This window comes from Pseudomonas sp. NPDC089554, from assembly GCF_050280645.1.
Classification (GTDB): domain Bacteria; phylum Pseudomonadota; class Gammaproteobacteria; order Pseudomonadales; family Pseudomonadaceae; genus Aquipseudomonas.
The window spans coordinates 1-24,460 of record NZ_JBNNVR010000036.1 but is presented as its reverse complement, the minus strand read 5'-3'; the positions used below and the strand labels follow the sequence as shown (position 1 = coordinate 24,460).

The following is a 24,460-nucleotide window of genomic DNA, read 5'->3' as shown; positions in this document are numbered from 1 at the left end:
TCGCGACGACGCGTCCTGTTTGCTGCGGTGCCTAGTGCACTCAGTCAGGAGGAGGAATCAGCCGAGGGCCGTGGACGCCTCTGGGGCATCTGTAAACACCGGTTCCGCTCGCCAGGCCATTACAGTGGGCCGTTTGGCCGGACTTCGTGCTTACACGGTCCGGGCTGTACATCTCCACCCTGCACGTATCCCTGATAATTCGGGTGCTGCCGCGCGCTGAATCCGCAACGGGTTGCATTTTTCGCAAGCTCGTTTGATGAGCTGGCGCCATTCATGTCCAAGGCAGGTATTTCCGAAGCATTCGCCAAGCGCTGCACAAAAGCGCCTGTGGCGGGCAGAGGTACGGCGAAAAGAATCGGGTAAGCAGGTGAAACACCGCACTTGTCGTTTTTTTTCGTTCTTCTCTGCTCGGCGCTGGTGGCGATTCCAGGCATTTCGGTAAACTGGCGAAAACCCCGTCGGACGGCCTCGCGTCCTGGAGAATTGCGTTGGTCAGGGGTCGGCTTGGAGCCTGATGCCGCTGGCCTGCCGCTTTTGGCGGCGTTCGCGACTATAGCAGCAATCATTAAGTGCTTCAATTCCATAAAAAATTGTTATGATCCCGCAATGACGACCAATAATCCCCCGACTTCCGGCGTTCAGCTGATCGAAGTCGCGCCGGAACTTGCCGGCCAACGTATCGATAACTTCCTCATCACCGCGCTCAAGGGCGTGCCCAAGACCCTGGTCTACCGCATCCTGCGCAAGGGTGAGGTGCGGGTGAACAAGGGGCGTATCAAACCTGAATACAAGTTGCAGGCTGGCGACATCGTGCGGGTTCCGCCGGTGCGCCTGCCTGAGCGCGACGAGCCTGCGCCGGTTGCGCAAAGCTTGTTGCAGCGCCTGGAAGCGGCCATCGTCTACGAAGACAAGGCGCTGATCGTGATGAACAAGCCGGCCGGTATTGCGGTGCACGGCGGCAGCGGCCTGAGCTTCGGGGTGATCGAGGCTTTGCGCCAGTTGCGTCCGGATGCCAAGGAGCTGGAGCTGGTCCATCGCCTTGATCGCGACACCTCGGGCCTTCTGATGATCGCCAAGAAGCGCAGCATGCTGCGCCATCTGCACGCCGCGCTGCGCGGCGATGGCGTCGACAAACGCTACATGGCGCTGGTGCGGGGTCACTGGCCGACGTCGAAGAAGCAGGTCAGCGCGCCATTGCAGAAGAGCAACCTGCGTTCTGGCGAGCGCATGGTCGAGGTCAATGACGAGGGCAAGGAGGCGCTGACGATGTTCCGGGTGCTGCGTCGCTTCGGCGAGTTCGCCACCATCGTCGAGGCGCGTCCGATCACTGGGCGTACCCACCAGATTCGCGTGCACACCCTGCATGCCGGGCACATGATTGCCGGTGACAGCAAGTATGGCGACGAGGATTTCAGCCGCGAGATTCGCGAACTGGGTGGCAAGCGCCTGTTCCTGCATGCCTATGCCCTGACCGTACCGTTGCCTGACGGCGGCGAGCTCAAGCTCGAGGCGCCGGTGGATGAAGTTTGGGCCAAGACCGTGGAGCGCCTGAGTGCGACCTGATCGTTCATGAGCAAGCGCTATGAGTTGTTGATTTTCGATTGGGACGGCACGTTGGCCGACTCCATCGGGCGTATCGTCCAGGCGATGAATGCCGCTGCCGAGCGTGCGGGGGAGGCGCCTAGTGATGAGGCTGCCATCAAGGGCATCATCGGGTTGGCGCTGGCCGAGGCCATCTCGACGCTCTACCCGCGCCTTGATGCCCATCAGGTCGAGGTCTTCCGTCAGCATTACGCTGATATCTACATGGCGCTGGACCAGCAGCCCTCGCCGCTGTTCGATGGGGTGGTGGAGTCGCTGGAAGCGTTTCGTGCCGAGGGGTATCGTCTGGCGGTGGCTACCGGCAAGGCACGTCGAGGTTTGGATCGCGTGCTTCGGTCCAATGGCTGGGAGAACTACTTCGATATTACCCGTGCTGCCGATGAGACCCTGGGCAAGCCGCACCCGCTGATGCTCGAGCAGATCCTCGCCCACTGCCGGGTAGAACCTGAGCGTGCGCTGATGGTCGGAGATTCGGCGTTCGATTTGCAAATGGCCAGCAATGCCGGCATGCATTCGGTCGCGGTGGGTTATGGTGCCATGTCGCTACAGGCCTTGAGCGAATTCGGGCCGCAGGTGTGCATCGATCATTTTTCGCAATTGCGTGAGTGGCTGGCCACTCCAATTCCAGGGTAGGTAGGCATGACTGACGAATGGAAGGCGCCCGAGCCGCAGGACGGCGAGGAGCGCAAAAGCTGGAAGCTGCTGGAGAAGACCCTGCTGGCGGGTGTCCAGGAGCAGCGCCGGGCGCGGCGCTGGGGAATCTTCTTCAAGCTGCTGACCTTCCTTTACCTGTTCGGCATCCTGTTCCTGTTCACGCCGCTGATGGACATGGAAACCACTGCCACGCGCAGCACCAACCATACCGCGTTGGTCGAGCTGCGCGGGGTGATCGCCGATCAGGAGGCGGCCAGCGCCGACAACCTGATCAAGAGCCTGCGCGAGGCATTCAAGGACCCCAAGACCAAGGCTGTGGTCATGCGCATCAACAGCCCAGGCGGCAGTCCGGTGCAGGCTGGCTACGTGTATGACGAGATTCGTCGCCTGCGCGCCGAGTACCCGGCCATCAAGCTGTATGCCGTCATTACCGACCTGGGGGCGTCCGGGGCGTACTACATTGCCAGTGCGGCCGACGAAATCTATGCCGACAAGGCCAGTCTGGTCGGCTCGATCGGCGTAACGGCGGCCGGTTATGGCTTCGTCGGGGCCATGGACAAGCTCGGTGTCGAGCGGCGTACCTATACCGCAGGTGAGCACAAGGCGTTCCTCGATCCGTTCTCGCCGCAGAAGCCTGAAGAGACGGCGTTCTGGCAAGGTGTGCTGAATACCACCCATCGTCAGTTCATCGCAATGGTCAAGCAGGGAAGGGGTGATCGCCTGAAGGATCAAGAGCACCCTGAGCTGTTCAGTGGTCTGATCTGGTCTGGCGAGCAGGCCAAGGCGCTGGGGCTGGTAGATGGCCTGGGCAGTGCCAGCTATGTGGCGCGAGAAGTCGTTGGCGAGCAGGAGTTGGTGGATTTCACTGTCCAGGAGTCGCCATTCGATCGTTTCTCCAAACGCTTGGGTGCCAGCGTGGCCGAGCACTTGGCGATGTGGATGGGTTTCCAGGGCCCGACCTTGCGTTGAGCTGTAGGTGCGGGTGCCTTAGGGCACCTGCACGCCTTCCTTTATCAGCATGTCCACCAGTCGAATCAGTGGTAGCCCCACCAGGCTGGTGGCATCGCTGCCGTGGGTCTGCTGGAACAGGCTGACCCCCAGTCCTTCTGCCTTGAAGCTTCCCGCGCAATCCAGCGGTTGCTCGGCGTTCACGTAGCGCTCTACGCGTTCGCGGTCCAGCTCGCGCAGGGTGACGGTGAATGGCACGCAATCGACCTGGTATTGCCCGGTGGCGCTGTTGAGCAGGGTCAGGCCGGTCAGAAAGGTTACCTGCTGGCCGCTGGCGGCGAGCAATTGTTCGCAGGCGCGTTCGAAGGTGTGCGGTTTGCCGAGGATCTGCTCGCCGAGCACGGCGACCTGGTCGGAGCCGATTATCAGGTGCCCGGGGTGGCTGGCGGCGAGGGCCTCGGCTTTCTCCTTGGCCAGGCGGCGCACCAGCTCGGTGGCAGGCTCGTCTTTCAGGCGCTGTTCGTCTATATCGGGGCTGGCCCAGGTAAAGGGCAGGCGCAGGCGCTGCAGTAGTTCGCGGCGGTAGGGTGAGCTGGAGGCGAGCAACAGGGGCAGCATGGTAGACTCCTCGTCAATTGCGCCCACTTTAACATGTTGAATGTCACCTAATTTCCTTTGACAGAGTCGGGGGGCATCCCTAGAATGCTGCGCCTATGTTGAATGACCCGATTCCACCTCACGTTGACCCGCGCAAATTGGCCGATCGTGGCGTAACCCTCCAAGGTTCGCTGCAACTCGCTGATTTGGAAAGACTCTGCGACCCGCTGTCCGATGATGTCGGTACGGTGCAGGCGAAGTTCGATTTTGAGCGAGACGAGCAAGGCGTTGTGGTTGTCCACAGCGAACTCGATGTCGAAGTCAAGATGGTTTGCCAGCGTTGTCTTGAGCTGGTCACCCTGCCGATTCACAGCGAATGTACGTACGCTGTGGTGAAGGAGGGTGCGAATACCCAGTCGTTGCCGAAAGGCTATGACGTGCTGGAACTGGGCGAAGATCCATTGGATCTGCAGGCGTTGATCGAGGAGGAGCTGTTGCTCGCCTTGCCCATCGTGCCTGCTCATCATCCGGAAGAATGCCAGCAGCCGGCGGGCGCAGACGAGCCCGAATCGAGCAAGGACGAGGTATCGCGGTCCAACCCGTTCAGTGTCTTGGCGCAGTTAAAGCGTGACCCAAACGTTTAGGAGTTAATCAATTATGGCTGTTCAGCAGAACAAAAAATCCCGCTCTGCCCGTGACATGCGCCGTTCGCACGACGCCCTGTCGGAAAACGCACTGTCGGTAGAAAAAACCACCGGTGAAGTCCACCTGCGCCACCACGTTTCGCCAGAAGGCGTATACCGTGGTCGCAAAGTGATCGACAAGGGCGCTGACGAGTAATCCTTGTCCGCTCAGATCATCGCGATCGACGCAATGGGCGGGGACTTCGGTCCCCGCAGCATTGTCCAGGCTAGTATTGCTTGCCTGTCCGCTACGCCCTCGCTTCACCTGGCCCTCGTCGGTCAACCCTCCCTCCTTGAAGAACTCGTCAGCGGCCTTTCGGTTGCCGATCGCGCGCGCCTGCAAATCGTTGGTGCCAGTGAGGTGGTCGGCATGGATGAGCGGCCTTCGCAGGCGTTGCGTGGCAAGCCGGATTCGTCGATGCGCGTCGCCCTGGAGATGGTGCGCGATGGCAAGGCGCAGGCCTGCGTGAGCGCGGGCAACACGGGGGCGCTGATGGCGTTGTCGCGTTTCGTGCTCAAGACCTTGCCGGGTATCGATCGGCCGGCCATGGTCGCCGCCATCCCGACCCGGGCGGGGTACTGCCAGTTGCTGGACCTCGGCGCCAATGTCGATTGCAGTGCCGAGAACCTCTACCAGTTTGCGGTGATGGGCTCGGTGGCCGCCCAGGCGCTGGGTATCCCTCGGCCGCGGGTAGCGCTGCTCAATGTCGGTACCGAAGACATCAAGGGCAACCAGCAGGTCAAGCTGGCCGCCAGCTTGCTGCAGGGCGCCCGGGGCCTTAACTACATCGGTTTCGTCGAGGGTGATGGCTTGTACCGTGGCGAGGCTGATGTGGTGGTGTGTGATGGCTTCGTCGGCAATATCCTGCTCAAGTCGAGCGAGGGCTTGGCGACCATGATCGCCGCGCGTATCGAGGCCTTGTTCAAGGGTGGGGTGTTTTCCCGGGCTGCGGGGGTCGTGGCGATGCCGTTGCTCAAGCGCCTGCAGGCTGATCTTGCGCCTGCGCGCCATAATGGCGCGAGCCTCCTCGGTCTGCAGGGCATCGTCATCAAGAGCCATGGTTCGGCCGGTGTGCAGGGCTTGCAGAGCGCGATCCAGCGCGCGCTCATCGAAATCCAGGAGAACCTGCCGCAGCGCCTGCACGGTCGCCTGGAGGATCTGTTGCTTTAGGCATATTCGCCATGAAGTGGTTAAATGTGACCGCTTGGTCTGCATCTCCATCCAAGTCTTCAGTTTCCGTGCCCAGGCCTAAGCCCTGCGCGCACTTTCCGACGACAAGATCATAAGGGCTTGTTCAATGTCTGCATCCCTCGCATTCGTCTTTCCTGGCCAAGGCTCCCAGTCGCTGGGCATGCTCGCCGAGCTCGGCGCCGAGAAGCCGCTGATCATCGAGACCTTCAAGGAAGCTTCCGAGGCTCTGGGCTACGACCTGTGGAAGCTGGTCCAGGAAGGCCCGGAAGAACAACTCAACCAAACCGACAAGACCCAGCCGGCCATTCTCACCGCCTCCATTGCCTTGTGGCGCTTGTGGCTGGCCGAGGGCGGTGCGCAACCGGCCTTCGTTTCCGGCCATAGCCTGGGCGAGTACAGCGCGCTGGTCGCTGCTGGCAGCCTGAGCCTCAAGGACGCTGTGCGCCTGGTAGAGCGCCGTGGCCAACTGATGCAAGAGGCCGTACCTGCCGGGCATGGTGCAATGGCTGCGATCCTTGGCCTGGATGACGCCGTCGTGGTCGAAATCTGCGCCGAGGCGGCTGAAGACGAGGTCGTAAGCGCGGTCAACTTCAACTCGCCTGGCCAAGTGGTCATCGCGGGCAACAAGGCAGCGGTGGAACGCGCCATCGAGCTGTGCAAGGCCAAGGGGGCCAAGCGTGCGCTGCCGCTGGCGGTAAGCGTGCCGTCGCACTGCGCACTGATGAAGCCGGCTGCCGAGCGCTTCGCCGAAGCGGTCAACGCCATCGACTGGAAGGCCCCGCAAATTCCGGTAGTGCAGAACGTCACTGCCGCTGTCGCCAGCAACCTCGATGCACTCAAGCAAGACCTGCTGGCCCAGCTGTACCAGCCGGTCCGTTGGGTGGAGTGCGTGCAGGCCCTGGCGGCCAATGGTGCGGTAAACCTGGTCGAGTGTGGTCCAGGTAAGGTCCTGGCTGGCCTGAACAAGCGTTGCGCCGACGGCGTGACCACCTACAACCTCAATACCCCAGATGCCGTCGCCGCCACCCGCGCGGCGCTGGCCTGATTTAGGAGACGCTTGCATGAGCCTGCAAGGTAAAGTTGCACTGGTTACCGGCGCCAGCCGTGGTATCGGCCAGGCCATCGCCCTCGAGCTGGGTCGCCAGGGTGCGACCGTGATCGGTACTGCCACCTCTGCTTCCGGTGCCGCGCGCATTGCCGAGACCCTGAAGGAGCATGGTGTCGCCGGTACTGGCATGGAGCTGAACGTGACCAGCGACGAGTCGGTTGCTGCCGTGCTCGGTGCCATCCAGGAGCAGTTCGGCGCGCCGACCATCCTGGTCAACAATGCCGGTATCACCCGCGACAACCTGATGCTGCGCATGAAGGACGAGGAGTGGTTCGATGTGATCGACACCAACCTCAACAGCCTTTACCGCCTGTCCAAGGGCGTGCTGCGTGGCATGACCAAGGCGCGTTGGGGTCGTATCATCAGCATCGGCTCGGTGGTCGGTGCCATGGGTAACGTCGGCCAGGTCAACTACGCTGCCGCCAAGGCTGGTCTCGAAGGCTTCAGCCGCGCCATGGCGCGTGAAGTTGGCTCGCGCAGCATCACCGTCAACTCGGTCACCCCAGGCTTCATCGATACCGACATGACCCGTGAGCTGCCTGACGCCCAGCGCGAAGCGCTGCTGACCCAGATTCCGCTGGGCCGCCTGGGCCAGGCCGAGGAAATCGCGAAAGTGGTTTCCTTCCTGGCTTCCGACGGCGCGGCCTATGTCACTGGCGCTACCGTGCCGGTGAACGGCGGGATGTACATGTAATACCGCAACTCAATGTGACGGATTGCTTAAAAAAACAGTCATACTGCGAGCCTAAAATCCGTTATAAAGCTGCAACCAGATTCCGGGCAGCAGGTCGGTTGGTTTTGGGTACGGCGCGTTACGCTTGAAAAGCAAGCGTCTTCCTATAAACTTGGTCACCGGCCAGCTGCCTGACATATGTCCATTAGGAGTGAAAACAAGGTATGAGCACCATCGAAGAACGCGTCAAGAAAATCGTCGCCGAGCAACTGGGCGTCAAGGAAGAGGAAGTGACCAACGAGAAGTCCTTCGTCGATGACCTGGGTGCCGATTCGCTTGACACCGTTGAGCTGGTGATGGCTCTGGAAGAGGAATTCGAGACCGAAATCCCTGACGAAGAAGCCGAGAAGATCACTACCGTTCAAGCCGCTATCGACTACGTCAACAGCCACAAGGCCTAAGACGCAGTAGTCGACGCTTCTTGTCGAGAAAAACCGCACTGCCTTTGCCGGCGTGCGGTTTTTTCTTTACGAGGGCCGGGGCTTGTTGCGATTTCATTCGCCATCGTGAATGCCATGGCAAGAAACCCTGTTATCAGAAGAGGAGAGTACTGTGTCGCGTAGACGCGTCGTGGTCACAGGTATGGGCATGCTGTCGCCACTGGGTACGGACGTACCGAGCAGCTGGCAGGGCATTCTGGCTGGTCGCAGTGGCATTGGTCTGATCGAACATACGGACCTGTCTGCCTACTCCACCCGTTTTGGCGGCTCGGTAAAGGGCTTCCAGGTCGAGCAGTATCTCGATCAGAAGGAAGCGCGCAAGTTGGATTTGTTCATCCAATACGGCCTGGCGGCGGGTTTTCAGGCCGTGCGTAACGCCGGCCTTGAAGTGACCGACGCCAACCGGGAGCGCATTGGCGTGGCCATGGGCTCCGGCATCGGTGGCCTGACCAATATCGAAGAAACCAGCAAGATCCTGCACGAGAAAGGGCCGCGTCGTATCTCGCCGTTCTTCGTGCCTGGTTCGATCATCAACATGATCTCAGGCTTCCTGTCGATCCATTTGGGCGTGCAGGGGCCGAACTACGCCATTGCTACCGCGTGCACCACCGGCACCCACTGCATCGGCATGGCCGCGCGCAACATCGCCTACGGCGAAGCCGACGTGATGATCGCCGGCGGCGCTGAAATGGCGGCCTGTGGCCTGGGTATGGGGGGCTTCGGCGCTTCGCGCGCGCTGTCCACCCGCAATGACGAGCCAGCTCGCGCCAGCCGTCCGTGGGACAAGGGGCGTGATGGCTTCGTACTGGCCGATGGCGCCGGTGCCCTGGTGCTCGAAGAACTCGAACATGCCAAGGCCCGTGGTGCGACCATCTATGCGGAGCTGGTCGGTTTCGGCATGAGCGGCGATGCGTTCCACATGACCTCGCCACCCGAGGACGGTGCCGGCGCCGCGCGCTGCATGGCCAATGCCCTGCGGGATGCGCAACTGAACGCCGACCAGGTCAGCTACATCAATGCCCACGGCACGTCGACCCCTGCAGGCGACATTGCCGAGGCAGCGGCCGTCAAGCAGGTGTTCGGCGAGCATGCCTACACGCTGGCAGTCAGCTCGACCAAGTCGATGACTGGCCATTTGCTGGGGGCTGCGGGGGCAGTGGAGGCGATTTTCAGCGTATTGGCCATCAACAGCCAGATCGCGCCGCCGACCATCAACCTCGATGAGCCTGATGAAGGTTGTGACCTCGACTTCGTGCCTCACAAGGCGCGCGAGATGTCGATCGACGTGGTGCTGTCCAACTCGTTCGGCTTCGGCGGCACCAACGGTTCGCTGGTGTTCCGCCGGTTCGCCGGCTGATGCACAGCTGGATCGACGGCCAGCCCGGTACTGCGGTCAACTTGCAGAATCGTGGCCTGGCCTACGGCGATGGCCTGTTCGAGACCATCGCCGTGCGCGCTGGCAAGCCCAGCCTGCTGCAGTACCATCTCGATCGCCTGGCGCTGGGTTGCCAGCGTCTGGCAATCGAGGCGGATATCCCCCTGATTCGTGACGAGCTGCTGCGTTTTTCCAGCCAGTTGGGCGAGGGCGTGGCCAAGCTGGTCGTCACCCGTGGCGACAGCCCGCGAGGCTATGCACCTGCGCCTGGCGCGATGGCCAGGCGTATACTCCAGGGCGCGCCGCTGCCTGCATACCCTGTCGTCAACGCCGATCAAGGCGTCAGTCTTTACGCTTGCAAGACCCGCCTTGCGGAACAACCGCTGCTGGCCGGGCTCAAACATCTCAATCGCCTGGAGCAGGTACTCGCCCGAGCCGAATGGCAAGGTGCCGAGTTCGCCGAAGGCTTGATGCGCGACACGCAGGGGCGGTTGATCGAAGGGGTATACAGCAACCTGTTCCTGATTCGTGACGATATGTTACTGACAGCCGACCTGAGCCGTTGCGGCGTGGCGGGTGTGATGCGTGCGGCATTGCTCGAGCATGCCCCGTCCTTGGGTCTCAACCCGCAGGTACGGGACCTGGAGCAGGCTGACCTGGAGCAGGCTGATGAGGTGTTCCTGTGCAACAGCGTCTATGGTATCTGGCCAGTACGCCTGTTCGCCGAGCTGAACCTGAACTGGTCGCCAGGCCCGCTCACCCGTAAACTGCAGGCCGTTGCCCGTACGTTACTGGATACCTGAATTCGTGAGACGCAAATTCCTGCTGCTGCTGGAAATGGGGTTGATTCTGGCCGGCCTGGCCCTTGGCTGGTCGGCATGGAAGCTCAACTCGGTGCTCGAGCAGCCGCTGCAAGTGACGCAGGAACGCCTGCTCGATGTGCCCAGCGGCACCAACCCCAACCGCATGTTCTACCGCATGCAAAATGAGGGGCTGCTGGATGACGCCTTCTGGCTGCGCCTTTACTGGCGTTTCAATATGGCCGGCACTGCGCTGCATACCGGCGAATACCGTCTGACCCCAGGCATGACCGTAGAGGCGCTGTTCGACGCCTGGCGCCGTGGCGATGTGGTGCAATACAACATCACCATCGTCGAGGGCTGGACGTTCCGCCAGGTGCGGGCCGCCGTGGCCAAGCATGAAAAACTCAAAGCTACCCTTGAAGGCTTGTCCGACGCGCAGGTGATGGACAAGCTCGGCCACACCGGTGTGTTTCCCGAAGGCCGCTTCTTCCCCGATACCTACCGCTTCGTGCGCGGCATGAGCGATGTCGAGCTGCTGCAGCAGGCTTATATGCGTCTTGAAGAGGTGCTGGCCAAGGAATGGGCCGAGCGCGTCACCGACCTGCCTTACCGCGACCCCTACCAGGCTCTGATCATGGCTTCGCTGGTAGAGAAGGAAACCGGTATTCCACAGGAGCGCGGGCAGATCGCCGGCGTCTTCGTGCGCCGCCTGCGCCTGGGCATGATGCTGCAGACCGACCCGACGGTGATCTACGGCATGGGCGAGCGCTACAATGGCCGCATTACCCGCGCCGACCTGCGCGAGCCGACACCCTACAACACCTACACCATTAGCGGCCTGCCGCCGACGCCGATCGCCATGGTTGGCCGCGAAGCCATTCATGCGGCGCTCAACCCTTCCGATGGCACCAGCCTGTATTTCGTTGCCCGTGGCGACGGCAGCCATGTGTTTTCCGACGATTTGGACGATCACAACAGTGCGGTGCGCGAGTACCAGCTCAAGCGGCGTGCCGACTACCGCTCCAGCCCCGCACCGCAGGCACCGGTCGAGGCCCCTGTTGAAGCTGCGCCCGAGGCCGTAGAGCCGGCCGCACCCGCCAATAATGAAGCTGCACCGGCCAATGCGCCGACGCCCAGCGAACCTCAGTAAGGAATGCCCGTGAGCGGCTTGTTCATCACCCTGGAAGGCCCCGAAGGCGCGGGCAAGAGTACCAACCGCGAGTACCTGGCCGAGCGCTTGCGCGAACGCGGCCTGGATGTGGTCCTGACCCGCGAGCCGGGCGGTACGCCGTTGGCTGAGCGTATCCGTGAACTGTTGCTGGCCCCCAGCGACGAAAGCATGGCGGCCGACACCGAATTGCTGCTGGTATTCGCCGCGCGTGCCCAGCACCTGGCAGGGGTCATCCGGCCGGCACTGGCACGGGGGGCAGTGGTGCTATGCGATCGCTTCACCGATGCCACCTACGCCTACCAGGGCGGTGGGCGCGGTTTGTCGGTGGAGCGTATCGCCCAGCTGGAAGGCTTCGTCCAGGGCGATCTGCGCCCCGACCTGACCCTGGTCTTCGACCTGCCGGTGGAGGTGGGCCTGGCCCGTGCTGCGGCCCGTGGTCGCCTGGATCGTTTCGAGCAGGAAGGCCAGGCATTCTTCGAGGCGGTGCGCCAGGCCTACCTGCAGCGCGCCGCGCATGAGCCTGCGCGCTACAGCTTGCTGGATGCCGCACAGTCGCTGGAGGCGGTTCAGCGTTCCATCGACGGCCTGTTGCCAGGCATCCTGGGGCGTTGCCGTGGCTGAGGGGTTCCCCTGGCAGCAGGGGCTCTGGCAGCAACTGGCTGGCCGCACCCAGCATGCCCATGCCTACCTGTTGCACGGCCCCCAGGGCACCGGCAAGCGCGCCCTGGCCGAACGCCTCATGGCCCGGTTGCTGTGCCAGCGCCCCGATGGGCTGGAGGCCTGCGGCCAATGCAAGTCGTGCCTGTTGCTCAAGGCGGGCAGCCACCCGGACAACTTCGTGCTGGAACCGGAGGAGGCCGACAAGCCGATCAAGGTCGACCAGGTTCGCGACCTCGTGGCCTTCGTGGTACAGACCGCACAACTGGGTGGCCGCAAGGTGGTACTGATCGAGCCAGCGGAGGCGATGAACATCAATGCCTCCAACGCCTTGCTCAAGAGCCTTGAGGAGCCCTCCGGCAACACCGTGCTGCTGTTGGTCAGCCACCAGCCCAGTCGCCTGCTGCCTACGATCAAGAGCCGCTGCCAGCAGGTGGCATGTCCACAGCCCACCCTGGCGCAAAGCCAGGCCTGGTTGGCGGCGGCGCTGCCGGAGTGTGATGGCGCCGAGCGCGATGAGTTGCTGGCCTTGGCCATGGGCTCGCCGCTGATGGCGGTCAACCTGCATACCCAAGGCGTGCGCGAACAGCGCGCCCTGATCACCGAGGGGGTGAAGAAGCTGCTCAAGCAGCAACAGTCCCCGAGCCAGCTGGCCGAAGCCTGGAACACTGTTCCGCTGCTGCTGCTGTTCGACTGGTTCTGCGACTGGTCGCACCTGATCCTGCGCTATCAGTTGACGCAGGACGAGGAGGGGTTAGGCTTGGGCGACATGCGCAAGGTGCTGCAATACCTCGCGCAGAAAAGCCGTCAGTCCAAGGTGCTGGAAGTCCAGGCCTGGGTCCTTGAGCAGCGTCAGAAGGTGCTGGGCAAGGCCAACCTCAACCGCGTGCTGCTACTCGAAGCGCTTTTGGCGCACTGGGTACAATTGCCTGGTACGCGCTAGTTCTCCAACGTTTATTGCCTGTGTGCCGTCATCCCATGCTCGTAGATTCCCATTGCCACCTTGATCGTCTTGACCTGAGCGCCCACGGCGGCTCCCTGGATGCTGCCCTGCAAGCCGCGCGCGAGCGTGGGGTCGGGCACTTCCTGTGCATCGGCGTAAGCGCCGAAAACGCCGGCGCGGTAAAGGCGCTCAGTGACCAGTACGCAGATGTAGACTGCTCTGTCGGTGTCCACCCCCTCGACCTGGCACCCGGTGAAACACCGGCACTGGAGTGGTTGCTGCGCGAGCTGGCGCACCCCCATGTCGTGGCCATCGGCGAGACTGGGCTGGACTACCACTACGAGCCGGAGGCCGCCGAGCTGCAGCAAGCGTCTTTTCGTCTGCACCTGGAGGCCTCGCGCCAGACCGGCAAGCCGGTGATCGTCCATACTCGGGCAGCGCGGGCCGATACCCTGGCCCTGCTGCGTGAAGCCAGCCTGCCGCAGGCCGGGGTGCTGCACTGCTTTACCGAGGACTGGGACATGGCCAAGGCCGCGCTCGACCTGGGCTACTACATCTCGCTTTCCGGGATCGTCACCTTCCGCAATGCCGACGCCTTGCGCGAGGTGGCCCGCCAGGTGCCGGCCGATCGCCTGTTGGTGGAAACCGATTCCCCGTACCTGGCGCCTATCCCTTATCGCGGTAAGCCGAATTTGCCGCAGTACGTGCGTGAAGTGGCCGAGTACATTGCCTCGCTGCGCGCAGTCAGTTACCAGCAACTGGCCGAGCAAACCACCGCCAACTTCAAGCGCCTGTTCCCCTTGGCGCGTGTGCTCTGACGTAAGGCAGCTAGGCAAAAAAAACCCGGGTTCTGGGGGAGGAATCCGGGTTAAGACCATTAGGAGTAAAACAAAGGTACGCGGTCCCTGGGCACCTTTATTGGCGCGCCACTAGGGGGGATGCGCCGCGCCAACACTTCAAGTATTGGTCAGGTTTCGCGCACTGCCAGCGACAGTTGGTCGTTTTTTAAACAGATTTGGAATACAGGCGCGATCCGTTGAGACTCAATGCATGGTAATGCGCCGAACTTTTTGTAAAGCCTCGTCGATCAAGCGCTGATCCGTATAGAAATGCGGTGAAAAACGTATTCCACCCCCGCGCTTGGCGCAAATCACCTGCGCGTCGGTGAGTGTGCGGTAGATTGACTCCGGGTCGTGACCCTCAACCGTGAATGTCACGATGCCGGCGCGGCGCTGGGTTTGTCTCGGGCTGAGCACATGCACGCCATTAATGCCTGCGAGCCCTTGCAGTAATTGCTCTACGCGCAACTGAAGCTGTTGCGCGACCGTCTCCATGCCCACGTCCTCCAGAAGCGACAGGCTGGCCTCCAGCGCACAGGCCCCGAGCATGTTCGGGCTGCCGCATTCAAAGCGCCTGGCACTGCGCGCCGGCTGCCACTGCCGGCGTTCGAAATCGCCCAGTTGATCGAGCATATGCCAGCCGTAGGCGTGCAGCTTGAGCTGCGGACGCAGGGCTGAGCGGCAGTAGAAAAAACCAAGGCCCTCAGGGCCGAGCATCCACTTGTGCCCATCGGCCATGGCGAAATCGCAGTCATAGCGCTGCACGTCGAAGGGCAGGGCGCCGACCTGCTGGATCGCATCCACGCAAAACAGCACGCCACGCTCGCGGCAGCCTTTTCCGAGGCGTTCCAGGTCCAGGCGCAGGCCGCTGCCGAACTGCACCGCGCTGACCGACAGCAGGCGTGTACGTTGGCCGCAGGCGGCCAGCAATGCGCCCTCCGGGTCTTCACTGGCCAAGTGGACCTGGATCACCTCGACCCCTTGATCGGCCAGCGCCTCCCATGCCACGCGGTTGGAGGGAAATTCCTCGTCGCTGATAACCACTTGGTCACCGGCTTGCCAGGTCAAGCCAAAGGCGACCAGGGACAAGGCTTCGGAGGTGTTCTTGACCAGTGCGATGTCGCCATGTGAGGGGGCATTCACCAAGCGCGCCAGGCGTTCGCGCAGGCGTCGCTCGGTGGCCAACCAGGCCGGGTACTCACGAGCACCTGCGCAAACGTTGTCGCGGGCGAAGCGTGCCACGGCCTCGGCGGCCCGCCTGGGCCAGGGCGCGACGGCTGCGTGGTTCAGGTAGCACAGGCCGGGTGCCTGGTCGAACTCATCGTGAAACATAGACATGCTTGGATGATCCGTGCAATTTGCCGCAAGTTAGGCATAATAACCCGCTTCGATTGTCATCCAGTCCTTCCCATGCAGAAAGAACCTCGTAAGGTCCGTGAGTTTCGCCGCCGCGAACAAGAGATCCTCGACACCGCACTCAAGCTCTTCCTCGATCAGGGGGAAGACAGCGTCACCGTCGAAATGATCGCCGACGCCGTCGGTATCGGCAAAGGCACGATCTACAAGCATTTCAAGTCCAAGGCGGAGATCTACCTGCGCCTGATGCTCGACTACGAGCGCGACCTGAACGAATTGCTGCACTCGGCCGATGTCGATCGTGACAAGGAAGCCTTGTCGCGCGCCTACTTCGAATTCCGCATGCGCGATCCGCAACGCTATCGTCTGTTCGATCGCCTGGAAGAAAAGGTCGTCAAGGGCAACCAGGTGCCGGAAATGGTCGAGGAACTGCACCGCATTCGCGCCTCGAACTTCGACCGCCTCACCCAATTGATCAAGGGCCGCATCAGCGAAGGCAAGCTCGAAGACGTCCCTCCCTATTTCCACTACTGTGCAGCCTGGGCTTTGGTGCACGGTGCCGTGGCGCTGTATCACTCGCCGTTCTGGAGCAATGTGCTCGAGGATCAGGAAGGTTTCTTCCAGTTCCTGATGGATATTGGCGTGCGCATGGGCAACAAGCGTAAACGCGACCCGGAACCGGCGAGCTAAGCACATTCCAGGTGGTTTGCCCGAATCGGGCAAGTCACCGACGCAATATGACTTCGACAGTGAAACTTGCAAAAACCTGATTTTTAGGTCAGGTTTTTCCGGCTCGCTTTCTTCCATGTCGGAGTCATCCATGATCGTCGATCGTCAAGGCAGGCGTTTTCGCAACCTGCGCGTCAGCCTGACGGCTGCCTGCAACTATGCCTGTACCTACTGCGTGCCAAACGGCAAGCGCCTGGTGGCGGCGCAGGATGAATTGCCTGCCGAGGCCTTGGCGCGTGGGGTGGCCTATCTGGTAGAAGCGGCAGGCATCGACCAGCTGCGTATCACGGGCGGCGAGCCCCTGATCAGCCCTCGCCTGGAAGCATTCCTGGCAGCAGTCGCCACGCTTGGCTTGAAAGACACCAGCCTTACGACCAATGGCCAATTGCTGGCGCGCAAGCTGCCCTTGTTGCAGGCTGCGGGCATCCGGCGTCTGAATGTTTCCCTCGATACCCTCGACCCCAACGCGTTTCGCCGCATCGCCCGGGGTGGCGATCTGGCCTGCGTCTTGGAAGGCATGGCCCAAGCCAGCGCTGCGGGCATGCGCATCAAAGTGAACATGGTGCCAATGCGTGGGCAGAACTTCGACCAGGTGCTGCCACTGCTGGACTACTGCCTGGAGCGGGGCTACGAGCTGCGCTTCATCGAGTTGATGCGCATGGGCCACCTGGCACGTGATGCCAATGCTTTCCGGCAGCAGTTCGTCGGGCTGGAGCAGTTGCTCACGCGAATCGGCCTCGCCCATGGCTATGTGCAAGCCGCTGCGCCCCAGGACGCCACGGCGTTGCGCTACCACATTCCCGGCAAAGGCTATTTTGGCGTCATCGCCAACGAAAGCGTGCCGTTCTGCCGTACCTGCTCGCGCTTGCGGTTGTCGTCGACCGGCTGGCTGCATGGCTGCCTGTCGTCGAGCAACCGTCACTACATCGGCGAGCTGCTGGATAAACCGCGTCATCAGGCGTTACCGGCCTTGCAGCGCTTGCTGGTCAAGGCCCTTGCGGACAAGCAGGAGCAGGCATTCGCTGGCGATGTGATGGTGATGAAGGTGATCGGCGGCTGAGCTGGCGCAAAAGCTGCATCTGGCGGCTATTCGCCGGTTTTTCGTCACCGGCCACTGGAGGAAAGATGCGAAGCCTGGTCTTGCTGCTGGCGCTGATGGTGCTGGGCGGCTGCATGAAAGTCAGCGATATGGGCGAGGGCGTGCGTTATCACATGAGCGACGCGGGCTTGCTCGACCACAGCGATACTACCCGCAGCCTGTCGGTGCGTTTGCAGCCGGACTCGTTCATCTACATCGGCCAAGGCGCCTTCATGCCGCCAGGCAAGGGCCCGGTGCCCAAGCCCAATGCGGTGGCCGAGGAGGCCTTCAAGAGCTTTGTCGAGTACTTCCCACTGGTGCGCCGCGCCCAGGGGCCGCTGGGTCTTGAAGACGCGCTGGCCGAGGCTCGCTCGGTGGGTGCCCACTATGTGTTGTATACCCGTTTCGCCCGTACCGACGACCGCATCGGCAATGGCGATGAATGGTACGACGAACAGGCGGTCGACCGCCTGGGTTGGGATACCGGCGTCGTGCAGATGATGCTGATCGAAACCAACACCCGTTACCTGATCGACACCGCGCGCATCAAGAGCCGTGGCGGTTTGTTGACGTTCCACGACAACACGCCCCAGGATTTGCTTGCCGCGCCCATGCGCGAGTACGCTCGTAGCCTTCTGGGCATGAGTCGTTGAGGTGAGGGTGATGGCAGGTTCCGGTAAGGCCAACGATCTTCTGGCGCAAATTCCCAAGGAGAAGGGCTTGCCACCGGTGCACCTGTGGAACCCGGATTTCTGCGGCGATATCGACATGCGTATCGCCCGCGACGGCACTTGGTACTACCTGGGCACGCCGATCGGTCGCAAGCCGATGGTGCGGCTGTTTTCCACGATCATTCGTCGCGACGGCGAGGATTATTTCCTGGTCACGCCAGTCGAGAAGGTCGGTATCCGGGTCGACGATGCCCCGTTCGTTGCCGTGACCTTGGATGTCGAAGGTAGCGGTGAGCAGCAGGTACTGCGCTTCACCAGCAATGTCGAAGATCAGGTCGAGGTGGGGCCTGAGCACCCGCTGCGGGTCGAGACCGATCCCGAGACCCAGGAGCCATCGCCCTATATCCTCATGCGCAGCAACCTCGAGGCGCTGGTCCATCGCAATGTGTTCTACCAATTGGTCGAACTGGCAGTACCGCGCGAGCTGGACGGCCAGCAGTGGCTGGGCGTCTGGAGCCGCGGGCAGTTCTACCCCATAGGCCGGGCTGCCTGAATCGGCCTCCTGCTTTTTCCCCGGATTGGTCGTTTTACCTGCTGCGCGCCTTGCCTAACCTGTGGGCAACCCCCTACAGGAGACGCATCGAGATGAAGATTTCCCACCTGTCCCTTTCCCTGCTGATGGCCGTGGGCCTGGTCACGGTCAAGGCGCCTGCCTGGGCTCATGGCGAAGAGCTGGTGCTCGATCAGGTCAAGGTGCTGCAGGAGCAGCGACCGGATATCGCACCAGGCAAGAAGATCGTGATGTTGACCGTCAATTACCAGCCTGGGCAGTCGTCGCCAGCGCACCAGCATCCGGGCGCGGTCATGGCCTACGTATTGGAGGGGGCGGTGGTATCCCAGCTCAATGACGAGGCCGAGCACACCTTCAAGGCGGGTGAGTACTGGTACGAAGCGCCGGGTACCCAGCACAAGGTCTCGCGCAACGCCAGCAAGACCCAGTCGGCCAAGTTGCTGGTCTGGAGCCTGGTGGACCAGGACAGCCCGGTTACCACGCCGCTGAAATAACGCCGCACAAAAGAAAAACCTCCAGTGCTTGCGCATCTGGAGGTTTTCAATATTTGGCTCCGCGACCTGGACTCGAACCAGGGACCCAATGATTAACAGTCATTTGCTCTACCGACTGAGCTATCGCGGAATCTGCACGTATCTTACTGATTGCCAAGGGGAAGTCAAGCTTCCCCCAGGCCAGCTGGCGCTTACAGAACCTCGACGATAGCCTTGGTCACGACATGGATATTGCTCTGGTTTAGCGCAGCTACGCAGATGCGGCCGGTGTCCAGGGCATAGATGCCGAACTCGTTCTTCAGGCGTGCAACCTGCTCGGCGCTCAGACCCGAGTACGAGAACATGCCGCGCTGCCGGCCGACGAAGCTGAAGTCGCGCTTGGCGCCGTATTGCGCCAGCAACTCGACCATCTGCTTGCGCATGCCGTGGATGCGCGTGCGCATCTCGCCCAGCTCGGTTTCCCACATCTGGCGCAGTTCGTCGTTGTTGAGCACTGCGGCAACGATGCTGGCGCCGTGGGTTGGCGGGTTGGAGTAGGTGGTGCGGATGACCCGCTTGACCTGCGACAGCACGCGGGTGCTTTCATCCTTGGAGCCGGTGACGATCGACAGCGCGCCGACGCGCTCGCCATACAGCGAGAACGACTTGGAGAACGAGCTGGAGACGAAGAACTCGAGGCCCGACTCGGCGAACAGGCGTACGGCGAAGGCGTCCTCGGCGATACCGTCGCCAAAGCCCTGGTAGGCCATGTCGAGGAATGGCACGTGGCCCTTGGCCTTGACCACTTCCAGAACGTTCTTCCAGTCGTCCAGGGTCAGGTCCACCCCGGTAGGGTTGTGGCAGCAGGCGTGCAGGACGATGACCGAGCCGGATGGCAGGTTGTTCAGGTCCTCGAGCATGCCGGCGCGGTTCACGCCATTGCTCGGGGCGTCGTAGTAGCGATAGTTCTGCACCGGGAAACCGGCGGTTTCGAACAACGCGCGGTGGTTTTCCCAGCTCGGGTCGCTGATGGCCACCACGGCATCGGGGTTCAGCCGCTTGAGGAAGTCGGCGCCGATCTTCAGCGCGCCGGTACCGCCCACCGCCTGCACGGTCACCACGCGGCCTGCGGCCAGCAGCGGCGACTCGGCACCGAACAACAGCTTCTGCACGGCCTGGTCGTAGGCGACGATACCGTCGATCGGCAGGTAGCCACGGGAGGCATGCTGGGCGGCACGCTGGGTCTCGGCTTCGATCACCGCGCGCAGGAGTGGAATGCGGCCTTCCTCATTGCAGTACACGCCAACGCCCAGGTTGACCTTGTCGGTGCGGGTATCGGCGTTGAATGCTTCGTTGAGGCCCAGGATGGGGTCGCGGGGTGCCAGCTCGATGGCGGAAAACAGGCTCATTGTTACCTTGACTCTGAATGGAGAGTGAGAGGACGCGCACGCTCCAGCCCAGTGCACTGAAGCGGTGCAAACGGGGAGTCAGTATAGTGATACCCGGCAATCACTGCGACAGTCTGGCGCAGGTTTTCGGGCCGTTTGCGCAAATATTTTTCAACCATTGGTCGCATTGCCAGGTCCACTGCAACAAGCGGTCGTACTCGCGGCGAGAAAGCCACGCCCGCGCGGCGGATTTGGGTATAGACTACTGGCTAAATTTACAGTTGCCGCGACAACCATGAGGTCCGTCATGTCCGAGTTCCAGCTCGTCACCCGATTCCAGCCGGCCGGCGACCAGCCCGAGGCCATCCGCCTGATGGTCGAGGGGATCGAGGCCGGGTTGTCGCACCAGACCTTGCTCGGGGTGACGGGCTCTGGCAAAACCTTCAGCATTGCCAATGTCATCCAGCAGGTGCAGCGCCCGACCATGGTGCTGGCGCCCAACAAGACCCTGGCTGCCCAGTTGTACGGCGAGTTCAAGGCGTTCTTCCCGAACAATGCGGTGGAGTATTTCGTTTCCTACTACGACTACTACCAGCCCGAGGCCTACGTGCCGTCGTCGGATACCTTCATCGAGAAGGACGCCTCGATCAACGACCATATCGAGCAGATGCGCCTGTCAGCGACCAAGGCGCTGTTGGAGCGGCGCGACGCGATCATCGTCACCACGGTGTCCTGCATCTACGGCCTGGGCAGCCCCGAGAGCTACCTGAAGATGGTGCTGCACGTCGACCGTGGCGACAAGCTCGACCAGCGCGCCTTGCTGCGCCGCCTGGCCGACCTTCAGTACACCCGCAATGAAATGGATTTCGCCCGCGCCACCTTCCGGGTGCGGGGCGATGTGATCGACATCTTCCCGGCTGAATCGGACCTCGAGGCCATCCGGATCGAGCTGTTCGACGACGAGGTCGAGAACATCGCCGCCTTCGACCCGCTGACCGGTGAAGTGACCCGCAAGCTGCCGCGCTTCACCTTCTACCCCAAGAGCCACTACGTCACCCCGCGTGAAACCTTGCTCGAGGCAGTAGAGGGCATCAAGGAGGAGCTCAAGGAGCGCCTGGAGTACCTCAACAAGGCCAACAAGCTGGTGGAGGCCCAGCGCCTGGAGCAGCGCACACGCTTCGATTTGGAAATGATCCTCGAGCTGGGCTACTGCAATGGCATCGAAAACTACTCGCGCTACCTCTCCGGGCGTCCGTCCGGTGCGCCTCCGCCCACGCTTTACGACTACCTGCCGGCCGATGCGCTGCTGGTGATCGACGAGTCTCACGTCAGCGTTCCGCAGGTCGGCGCCATGTACAAGGGCGACCGCTCGCGCAAGGAAACCCTGGTGGAATACGGCTTCCGCCTGCCTTCGGCACTGGACAACCGGCCCATGCGCTTCGACGAGTGGGAGTCGGTCAGCCCGCAAACCATCTTCGTCTCGGCCACGCCCGGCCCTTACGAGGGCGAGCATGCCGGCCGTGTCGTCGAGCAGGTGGTGCGGCCCACGGGGCTGGTCGACCCCCAGGTGGAAGTGCGCCCGGCACTGACCCAGGTAGACGACCTGCTGTCGGAAATCGGCAAGCGTGTCGCGGTGGGCGAGCGGGTATTGGCCACCACCTTGACCAAGCGCATGGCCGAGGACCTCACCGACTACCTGGCCGACCACGATGTGCGGGTGCGCTACCTGCACTCGGACATCGACACGGTCGAGCGTGTGGAAATCATCCGCGACCTGCGCCTGGGTACCTTCGATGTACTGGTCGGTATCAACCTGCTGCGTGAGGGCCTGGACATGCCCGAAGTCTCGCTGGTAGCCATCCTCGACGCCGACAAGGAAGGTTTCCTGCGCTCGGAGCGCTCGCTGATCCAGACCATTGGCCGTGCAGCGCGTAACCTCAACGGCAAGGCTATCCTGTATGCCGACCAGGTTACTGGCTCGATGCAGCGAGCCATCGACGAAACCGAGCGGCGTCGGGAAAAACAGGTGGCGTTCAACGAGGCAAACGGCATCGTGCCCAAGGGTGTTGTCAAGGACATCGCCGACATCATGGAGGGCGCCAGCGTACCCGGTGGGCGCAGCAAGAAGCGCAAGGGCGTGGCCAAGGCTGCCGAAGAGGCCACGCGTAACGAAGCCGAATTGCAGACCCCGGCGCAGATCACCAAGCGCATCAAGCTGTTGGAGGACAAGATGTTCCAGTTCGCACGCGACCTGGAGTTCGAGGCCGCAGCCCAATTGCGCGACGAGATCGGCCAGTTACGCGAGCGGCTGATCGCCAGCTGAGGGGGGAGGGCATAGCGGGTGCTCCTGATTGCTGGAGCCCGGTGCCCGCACCCTGCTAACATTCCGCCTTTGTTTCATCTTTCGTCCGAGACTGTCCATGACCACCGTTCGCACGCGCATCGCGCCATCGCCTACCGGCGACCCCCACGTCGGCACTGCCTATATCGCCCTGTTCAACTACTGCTTCGCCAAGCAGCACGGCGGTGAGTTCATCCTGCGTATCGAAGACACCGATCAACTGCGTTCTACCCGCGAATCCGAGCAGCAGATCTTCGATGCCCTGCGCTGGCTGGGCATCGAGTGGAACGAGGGGCCGGATGTGGGTGGTCCTCACGGTCCATACCGCCAGAGCGAACGCGGCGACATCTACGCCAAGTACGCCAAGCAGCTGGTCGATGCCGGCCATGCCTTCTACTGCTTCTGCACGGCTGAAGAGCTGGAGCAGATGCGCGCCGAGCAGATGGCTCGCGGCGAAACCCCGCGCTACGACGGCCGCGCCCTGAAGATGAGCGCCGAGGAAGTACAGCAGCGCCTGGCCGCAGGCCAGCCTCACGTGATCCGCATGAAAGTGCCGAGCGAAGGCCTCTGCGTGGTACCGGACATGCTGCGTGGCGACGTAGAGATCCCGTGGGACCGCATGGACATGCAGGTTCTGATGAAGAACGATGGCTTGCCGACCTACTTCCTGGCCAACGTGGTCGACGACCACCTGATGGGCATCACCCACGTGCTGCGTGGCGAAGAGTGGCTGCCATCGGCGCCCAAGCTCATCAAACTCTACGAGTACTTCGGTTGGGAGCAGCCCAAGCTGTGCTACATGCCGCTGCTGCGTAACCCCGACAAGAGCAAGCTGTCCAAGCGCAAGAACCCGACCTCGGTGACCTTCTACGAGCGCATGGGCTTCCTGCCCGAGGCCATGCTCAACTATCTCGGCCGTATGGGCTGGTCCATGCCGGACGAGCGTGAAAAGTTCTCCCTGGATGAAATGGTCGAGCATTTCGACCTGTCGCGCATTTCCCTGGGGGGTCCGATCTTCGACATCGAGAAGCTGTCCTGGCTCAACGGCCAGTGGCTGCGTGACCTGCCGGTGGACGAGTTCGCGGCTCGCGTACAGAAGTGGGCATTCAACAGCGACTACATGATGAAAATCGCCCCGCATGTGCAAGGGCGTGTCGAAACCTTCAGCCAGATCGCGCCACTGGGCGGGTTCTTCTTCGAGGGCGGCCTGAAGCTTGATGCCAAGCTGTTCGAGCACAAGAAGCTGTCTGCCGATCAAGTGCGCCAGGTCATGCAACTGATCCTGTGGAAGCTCGAAAGCCTGCGTCATTGGGAGAAAGAGCGCATTACCGGTTGCATCCAGGCCGTGGTTGAGGCGCTGGAGCTGAAGCTGCGTGATGCCATGCCGCTGATGTTCGCTGCCATCACCGGCCAAGCCAGCTCGGTGTCGGTGCTTGATGCCATGGAAATCCTTGGGCCTGACCTGACCCGCTACCGTCTGCGCCAGGCGCTGGAGTTGCTCGGTGGTGTATCGAAGAAAGAAAACAAGGAATGGGAAAAGCAGCTGGCGACGATCGCCTGAGGGCTGCGCTATCCCTTGCAGGAGTGGGTACAACCCGCCCCTGCAAGGGGAACGCTCCCATGAGGAGTGGGGCAGGGCGGTAAGTGATTGTTATCTGTGAAAAAAACTTTGAGGTTTTTCATAAATTCGTTTGACAGCCCTGCAATCCGATCTTAATATGCGCCCCGTCCACAGCGATGAACGAAAATGAAACATCAGGCACCCAGCCGATGCTTCTGTTCAAAGCGATATTGTGGGGCTATAGCTCAGCTGGGAGAGCGCCTGCATGGCATGCAGGAGGTCAGCGGTTCGATCCCGCTTAGCTCCACCAAATTCCGCTTCCAGGCCAAGGCCTTGAAGCAAGGCCGGGTCCAGCAACCGGGTCTTGAAGGTAAGAAGGTTCGTCCCCTTCGTCTAGTGGCCTAGGACACCGCCCTTTCACGGCGGTAACAGGGGTTCGAGTCCCCTAGGGGACGCCAGTTTTGCACAAGCGATGTTTCAGAATGTCGCTGGGCCGAGAGGCTAGAAATCCGGGGCTATAGCTCAGCTGGGAGAGCGCCTGCATGGC

25 protein-coding genes and 3 tRNA genes are annotated in these 24,460 nt (G+C 62.0%); 24 read left to right on the top strand and 4 right to left on the bottom strand.

Annotated features, from left to right (window positions below):
* Positions 1-606: 606 nt before the first annotated feature.
* From rluC to ACQKPE_RS13060, 3 genes are read left to right on the top strand one after another with little or no spacing between them, the layout of a single operon-like run.
* Positions 607-1,563, top strand: coding sequence for a 23S rRNA pseudouridine(955/2504/2580) synthase RluC (rluC, locus tag ACQKPE_RS13070; RefSeq protein WP_427666393.1), 957 nt, complete (start codon positions 607-609; stop codon positions 1,561-1,563).
* A 6-nt stretch (positions 1,564-1,569) separates the two neighbouring features.
* On the top strand, positions 1,570-2,235 hold the full coding sequence (locus ACQKPE_RS13065) for an HAD family hydrolase (protein WP_427666391.1): 666 nt from the start codon (positions 1,570-1,572) through the stop codon (positions 2,233-2,235).
* 6 nt (positions 2,236-2,241) lie between these two features.
* Positions 2,242-3,225, top strand: coding sequence for a S49 family peptidase (locus ACQKPE_RS13060; RefSeq protein WP_427666389.1), 984 nt, complete (start codon positions 2,242-2,244; stop codon positions 3,223-3,225).
* An 18-nt stretch (positions 3,226-3,243) separates the two neighbouring features.
* Here ACQKPE_RS13060 and ACQKPE_RS13055 read toward each other — a convergent pair whose 3' ends face one another.
* Positions 3,244-3,822 carry a Maf family protein gene (locus ACQKPE_RS13055; protein WP_427666387.1) on the bottom strand — a complete coding sequence of 193 codons (579 nt, stop codon included), beginning with the start codon at positions 3,820-3,822 and terminating at the stop codon, positions 3,244-3,246.
* 95 nt (positions 3,823-3,917) lie between these two features.
* Between ACQKPE_RS13055 and ACQKPE_RS13050 the strand changes: the two genes are divergently transcribed.
* The 12 genes from ACQKPE_RS13050 (at position 3,918) to ACQKPE_RS12995 (ending at position 13,724) form a co-directional block, all read left to right on the top strand.
* On the top strand, positions 3,918-4,445 hold the full coding sequence (locus ACQKPE_RS13050) for a YceD family protein (RefSeq protein ID WP_375100346.1): 528 nt from the start codon (positions 3,918-3,920) through the stop codon (positions 4,443-4,445).
* A 13-nt stretch (positions 4,446-4,458) separates the two neighbouring features.
* Positions 4,459-4,641, top strand: a complete 183-nt coding sequence (gene rpmF, locus ACQKPE_RS13045; RefSeq protein WP_010223221.1) for a 50S ribosomal protein L32 — start codon at positions 4,459-4,461, stop codon at positions 4,639-4,641.
* A 3-nt stretch (positions 4,642-4,644) separates the two neighbouring features.
* The gene (plsX, locus tag ACQKPE_RS13040) at positions 4,645-5,655 is read left to right on the top strand and encodes a phosphate acyltransferase PlsX (protein ID WP_427666385.1); all 1,011 of its coding nucleotides are present in this window, start codon (positions 4,645-4,647) and stop codon (positions 5,653-5,655) included.
* A gap of 127 nt (positions 5,656-5,782) precedes the next feature.
* Positions 5,783-6,721 (top strand): ACP S-malonyltransferase, encoded by a 939-nt coding sequence (gene fabD / locus ACQKPE_RS13035; RefSeq protein WP_427666383.1) that lies wholly within the window; start codon positions 5,783-5,785, stop codon positions 6,719-6,721.
* A gap of 16 nt (positions 6,722-6,737) precedes the next feature.
* Positions 6,738-7,478: a 3-oxoacyl-ACP reductase FabG gene (fabG, locus tag ACQKPE_RS13030; protein ID WP_427666381.1), complete on the top strand. Its 741-nt coding sequence runs from the start codon at positions 6,738-6,740 to the stop codon at positions 7,476-7,478.
* A gap of 203 nt (positions 7,479-7,681) precedes the next feature.
* Positions 7,682-7,918, top strand: a complete 237-nt coding sequence (gene acpP, locus ACQKPE_RS13025; protein WP_008096410.1) for an acyl carrier protein — start codon at positions 7,682-7,684, stop codon at positions 7,916-7,918.
* A 151-nt stretch (positions 7,919-8,069) separates the two neighbouring features.
* On the top strand, positions 8,070-9,314 hold the full coding sequence (fabF, locus tag ACQKPE_RS13020; protein WP_427666379.1) for a beta-ketoacyl-ACP synthase II: 1,245 nt from the start codon (positions 8,070-8,072) through the stop codon (positions 9,312-9,314).
* Positions 9,314-10,135: an aminodeoxychorismate lyase gene (gene pabC, locus ACQKPE_RS13015; RefSeq protein ID WP_427666377.1), complete on the top strand. Its 822-nt coding sequence runs from the start codon at positions 9,314-9,316 to the stop codon at positions 10,133-10,135. Before fabF ends, pabC begins: the two co-directional genes overlap by 1 nt.
* Positions 10,136-10,139: 4 nt before the next feature.
* On the top strand, positions 10,140-11,285 hold the full coding sequence (mltG, locus tag ACQKPE_RS13010) for an endolytic transglycosylase MltG (RefSeq protein WP_427666375.1): 1,146 nt from the start codon (positions 10,140-10,142) through the stop codon (positions 11,283-11,285).
* A 9-nt stretch (positions 11,286-11,294) separates the two neighbouring features.
* Entirely contained in the window at positions 11,295-11,927 is a 633-nt protein-coding gene (tmk, locus tag ACQKPE_RS13005; protein WP_427666373.1) for a dTMP kinase, read from the top strand.
* Positions 11,920-12,906: a DNA polymerase III subunit delta' gene (locus ACQKPE_RS13000; RefSeq protein ID WP_427666371.1), complete on the top strand. Its 987-nt coding sequence runs from the start codon at positions 11,920-11,922 to the stop codon at positions 12,904-12,906. The genes tmk and ACQKPE_RS13000 overlap by 8 nt, the downstream gene beginning before the upstream one ends.
* Before the next feature lie 35 nt (positions 12,907-12,941).
* Entirely contained in the window at positions 12,942-13,724 is a 783-nt protein-coding gene (locus ACQKPE_RS12995; protein WP_427666369.1) for a TatD family hydrolase, read from the top strand.
* Positions 13,725-13,949: 225 nt separating this feature from the next.
* Here the strand turns inward: ACQKPE_RS12995 and ACQKPE_RS12990 are convergent, their stop codons facing one another.
* A complete protein-coding gene (locus tag ACQKPE_RS12990; RefSeq protein ID WP_427666368.1) occupies positions 13,950-15,083 on the bottom strand; it encodes an aminotransferase class V-fold PLP-dependent enzyme in 1,134 nt (377 codons plus the stop codon).
* 72 nt (positions 15,084-15,155) lie between these two features.
* Here ACQKPE_RS12990 and ACQKPE_RS12985 point away from each other — a divergent pair, with 72 nt between their 5' ends.
* The 5 genes from ACQKPE_RS12985 (at position 15,156) to ACQKPE_RS12965 (ending at position 18,644) form a co-directional block, all read left to right on the top strand.
* Positions 15,156-15,791, top strand: coding sequence for a TetR/AcrR family transcriptional regulator (locus ACQKPE_RS12985; protein WP_427666367.1), 636 nt, complete (start codon positions 15,156-15,158; stop codon positions 15,789-15,791).
* 130 nt (positions 15,792-15,921) lie between these two features.
* On the top strand, positions 15,922-16,890 hold the full coding sequence (locus ACQKPE_RS12980) for a GTP 3',8-cyclase MoaA (protein ID WP_427666365.1): 969 nt from the start codon (positions 15,922-15,924) through the stop codon (positions 16,888-16,890).
* A gap of 65 nt (positions 16,891-16,955) precedes the next feature.
* The gene (locus ACQKPE_RS12975) at positions 16,956-17,561 is read left to right on the top strand and encodes a DUF4823 domain-containing protein (RefSeq protein ID WP_427666363.1); all 606 of its coding nucleotides are present in this window, start codon (positions 16,956-16,958) and stop codon (positions 17,559-17,561) included.
* A 10-nt stretch (positions 17,562-17,571) separates the two neighbouring features.
* A complete protein-coding gene (locus tag ACQKPE_RS12970) occupies positions 17,572-18,132 on the top strand; it encodes a DUF1285 domain-containing protein (protein WP_427666362.1) in 561 nt (186 codons plus the stop codon).
* A 92-nt stretch (positions 18,133-18,224) separates the two neighbouring features.
* The gene (locus ACQKPE_RS12965; RefSeq protein ID WP_427666360.1) at positions 18,225-18,644 is read left to right on the top strand and encodes a cupin domain-containing protein; all 420 of its coding nucleotides are present in this window, start codon (positions 18,225-18,227) and stop codon (positions 18,642-18,644) included.
* A gap of 54 nt (positions 18,645-18,698) precedes the next feature.
* Here the strand turns inward: ACQKPE_RS12965 and ACQKPE_RS12960 are convergent.
* Both ACQKPE_RS12960 and ACQKPE_RS12955 read right to left on the bottom strand, forming a co-directional pair.
* Positions 18,699-18,774, bottom strand: a tRNA-Asn gene (locus ACQKPE_RS12960).
* Between the two features lie 61 nt (positions 18,775-18,835).
* Positions 18,836-20,032, bottom strand: coding sequence for an amino acid aminotransferase (locus ACQKPE_RS12955; RefSeq protein ID WP_427666358.1), 1,197 nt, complete (start codon positions 20,030-20,032; stop codon positions 18,836-18,838).
* Between the two features lie 286 nt (positions 20,033-20,318).
* On the opposite strand from ACQKPE_RS12955, the gene uvrB reads away from it, so the two are divergent.
* The 4 genes from uvrB to ACQKPE_RS12935 all read left to right on the top strand — a co-directional run bounded on the left by uvrB (position 20,319) and on the right by ACQKPE_RS12935 (position 24,371).
* On the top strand, positions 20,319-22,334 hold the full coding sequence (gene uvrB / locus ACQKPE_RS12950; protein ID WP_427666356.1) for an excinuclease ABC subunit UvrB: 2,016 nt from the start codon (positions 20,319-20,321) through the stop codon (positions 22,332-22,334).
* A gap of 97 nt (positions 22,335-22,431) precedes the next feature.
* Positions 22,432-23,913: a glutamate--tRNA ligase gene (gltX, locus tag ACQKPE_RS12945; RefSeq protein WP_427666355.1), complete on the top strand. Its 1,482-nt coding sequence runs from the start codon at positions 22,432-22,434 to the stop codon at positions 23,911-23,913.
* 234 nt (positions 23,914-24,147) lie between these two features.
* Positions 24,148-24,223 (top strand) — tRNA-Ala (locus tag ACQKPE_RS12940).
* A 72-nt stretch (positions 24,224-24,295) separates the two neighbouring features.
* Positions 24,296-24,371, top strand: a tRNA-Glu gene (locus tag ACQKPE_RS12935).
* The last annotated feature ends 89 nt before the right edge of the window (positions 24,372-24,460 follow it).

Excerpts from the sequence above, each read along its gene's own strand:
- ACQKPE_RS13065 (WP_427666391.1), top strand. The coding sequence starts at position 1,570 with ATGAGCAAGCGCTATGAGTTGTTGATTTTCGATTGGGACGGCACGTTG.
- ACQKPE_RS13055 (WP_427666387.1), bottom strand. The coding sequence starts at position 3,822 with ATGCTGCCCCTGTTGCTCGCCTCCAGCTCACCCTACCGCCGCGAACTA.
- fabG (WP_427666381.1), top strand. The coding sequence starts at position 6,738 with ATGAGCCTGCAAGGTAAAGTTGCACTGGTTACCGGCGCCAGCCGTGGT.
- ACQKPE_RS13050 (WP_375100346.1), top strand. The coding sequence starts at position 3,918 with ATGTTGAATGACCCGATTCCACCTCACGTTGACCCGCGCAAATTGGCC.
- ACQKPE_RS12985 (WP_427666367.1), top strand. The coding sequence starts at position 15,156 with ATGCAGAAAGAACCTCGTAAGGTCCGTGAGTTTCGCCGCCGCGAACAA.
- fabD (WP_427666383.1), top strand. The coding sequence starts at position 5,783 with ATGTCTGCATCCCTCGCATTCGTCTTTCCTGGCCAAGGCTCCCAGTCG.
- ACQKPE_RS12955 (WP_427666358.1), bottom strand. The coding sequence starts at position 20,032 with ATGAGCCTGTTTTCCGCCATCGAGCTGGCACCCCGCGACCCCATCCTG.
- ACQKPE_RS12965 (WP_427666360.1), top strand. The coding sequence starts at position 18,225 with ATGAAGATTTCCCACCTGTCCCTTTCCCTGCTGATGGCCGTGGGCCTG.
- ACQKPE_RS12980 (WP_427666365.1), top strand. The coding sequence starts at position 15,922 with ATGATCGTCGATCGTCAAGGCAGGCGTTTTCGCAACCTGCGCGTCAGC.
- rpmF (WP_010223221.1), top strand. The coding sequence starts at position 4,459 with ATGGCTGTTCAGCAGAACAAAAAATCCCGCTCTGCCCGTGACATGCGC.
- pabC (WP_427666377.1), top strand. The coding sequence starts at position 9,314 with ATGCACAGCTGGATCGACGGCCAGCCCGGTACTGCGGTCAACTTGCAG.
- ACQKPE_RS12995 (WP_427666369.1), top strand. The coding sequence starts at position 12,942 with ATGCTCGTAGATTCCCATTGCCACCTTGATCGTCTTGACCTGAGCGCC.
- ACQKPE_RS12970 (WP_427666362.1), top strand. The coding sequence starts at position 17,572 with ATGGCAGGTTCCGGTAAGGCCAACGATCTTCTGGCGCAAATTCCCAAG.
- ACQKPE_RS12975 (WP_427666363.1), top strand. The coding sequence starts at position 16,956 with ATGCGAAGCCTGGTCTTGCTGCTGGCGCTGATGGTGCTGGGCGGCTGC.
- ACQKPE_RS12990 (WP_427666368.1), bottom strand. The coding sequence starts at position 15,083 with ATGTCTATGTTTCACGATGAGTTCGACCAGGCACCCGGCCTGTGCTAC.
- rluC (WP_427666393.1), top strand. The coding sequence starts at position 607 with ATGACGACCAATAATCCCCCGACTTCCGGCGTTCAGCTGATCGAAGTC.
- ACQKPE_RS13060 (WP_427666389.1), top strand. The coding sequence starts at position 2,242 with ATGACTGACGAATGGAAGGCGCCCGAGCCGCAGGACGGCGAGGAGCGC.
- gltX (WP_427666355.1), top strand. The coding sequence starts at position 22,432 with ATGACCACCGTTCGCACGCGCATCGCGCCATCGCCTACCGGCGACCCC.
- uvrB (WP_427666356.1), top strand. The coding sequence starts at position 20,319 with ATGTCCGAGTTCCAGCTCGTCACCCGATTCCAGCCGGCCGGCGACCAG.
- acpP (WP_008096410.1), top strand. The coding sequence starts at position 7,682 with ATGAGCACCATCGAAGAACGCGTCAAGAAAATCGTCGCCGAGCAACTG.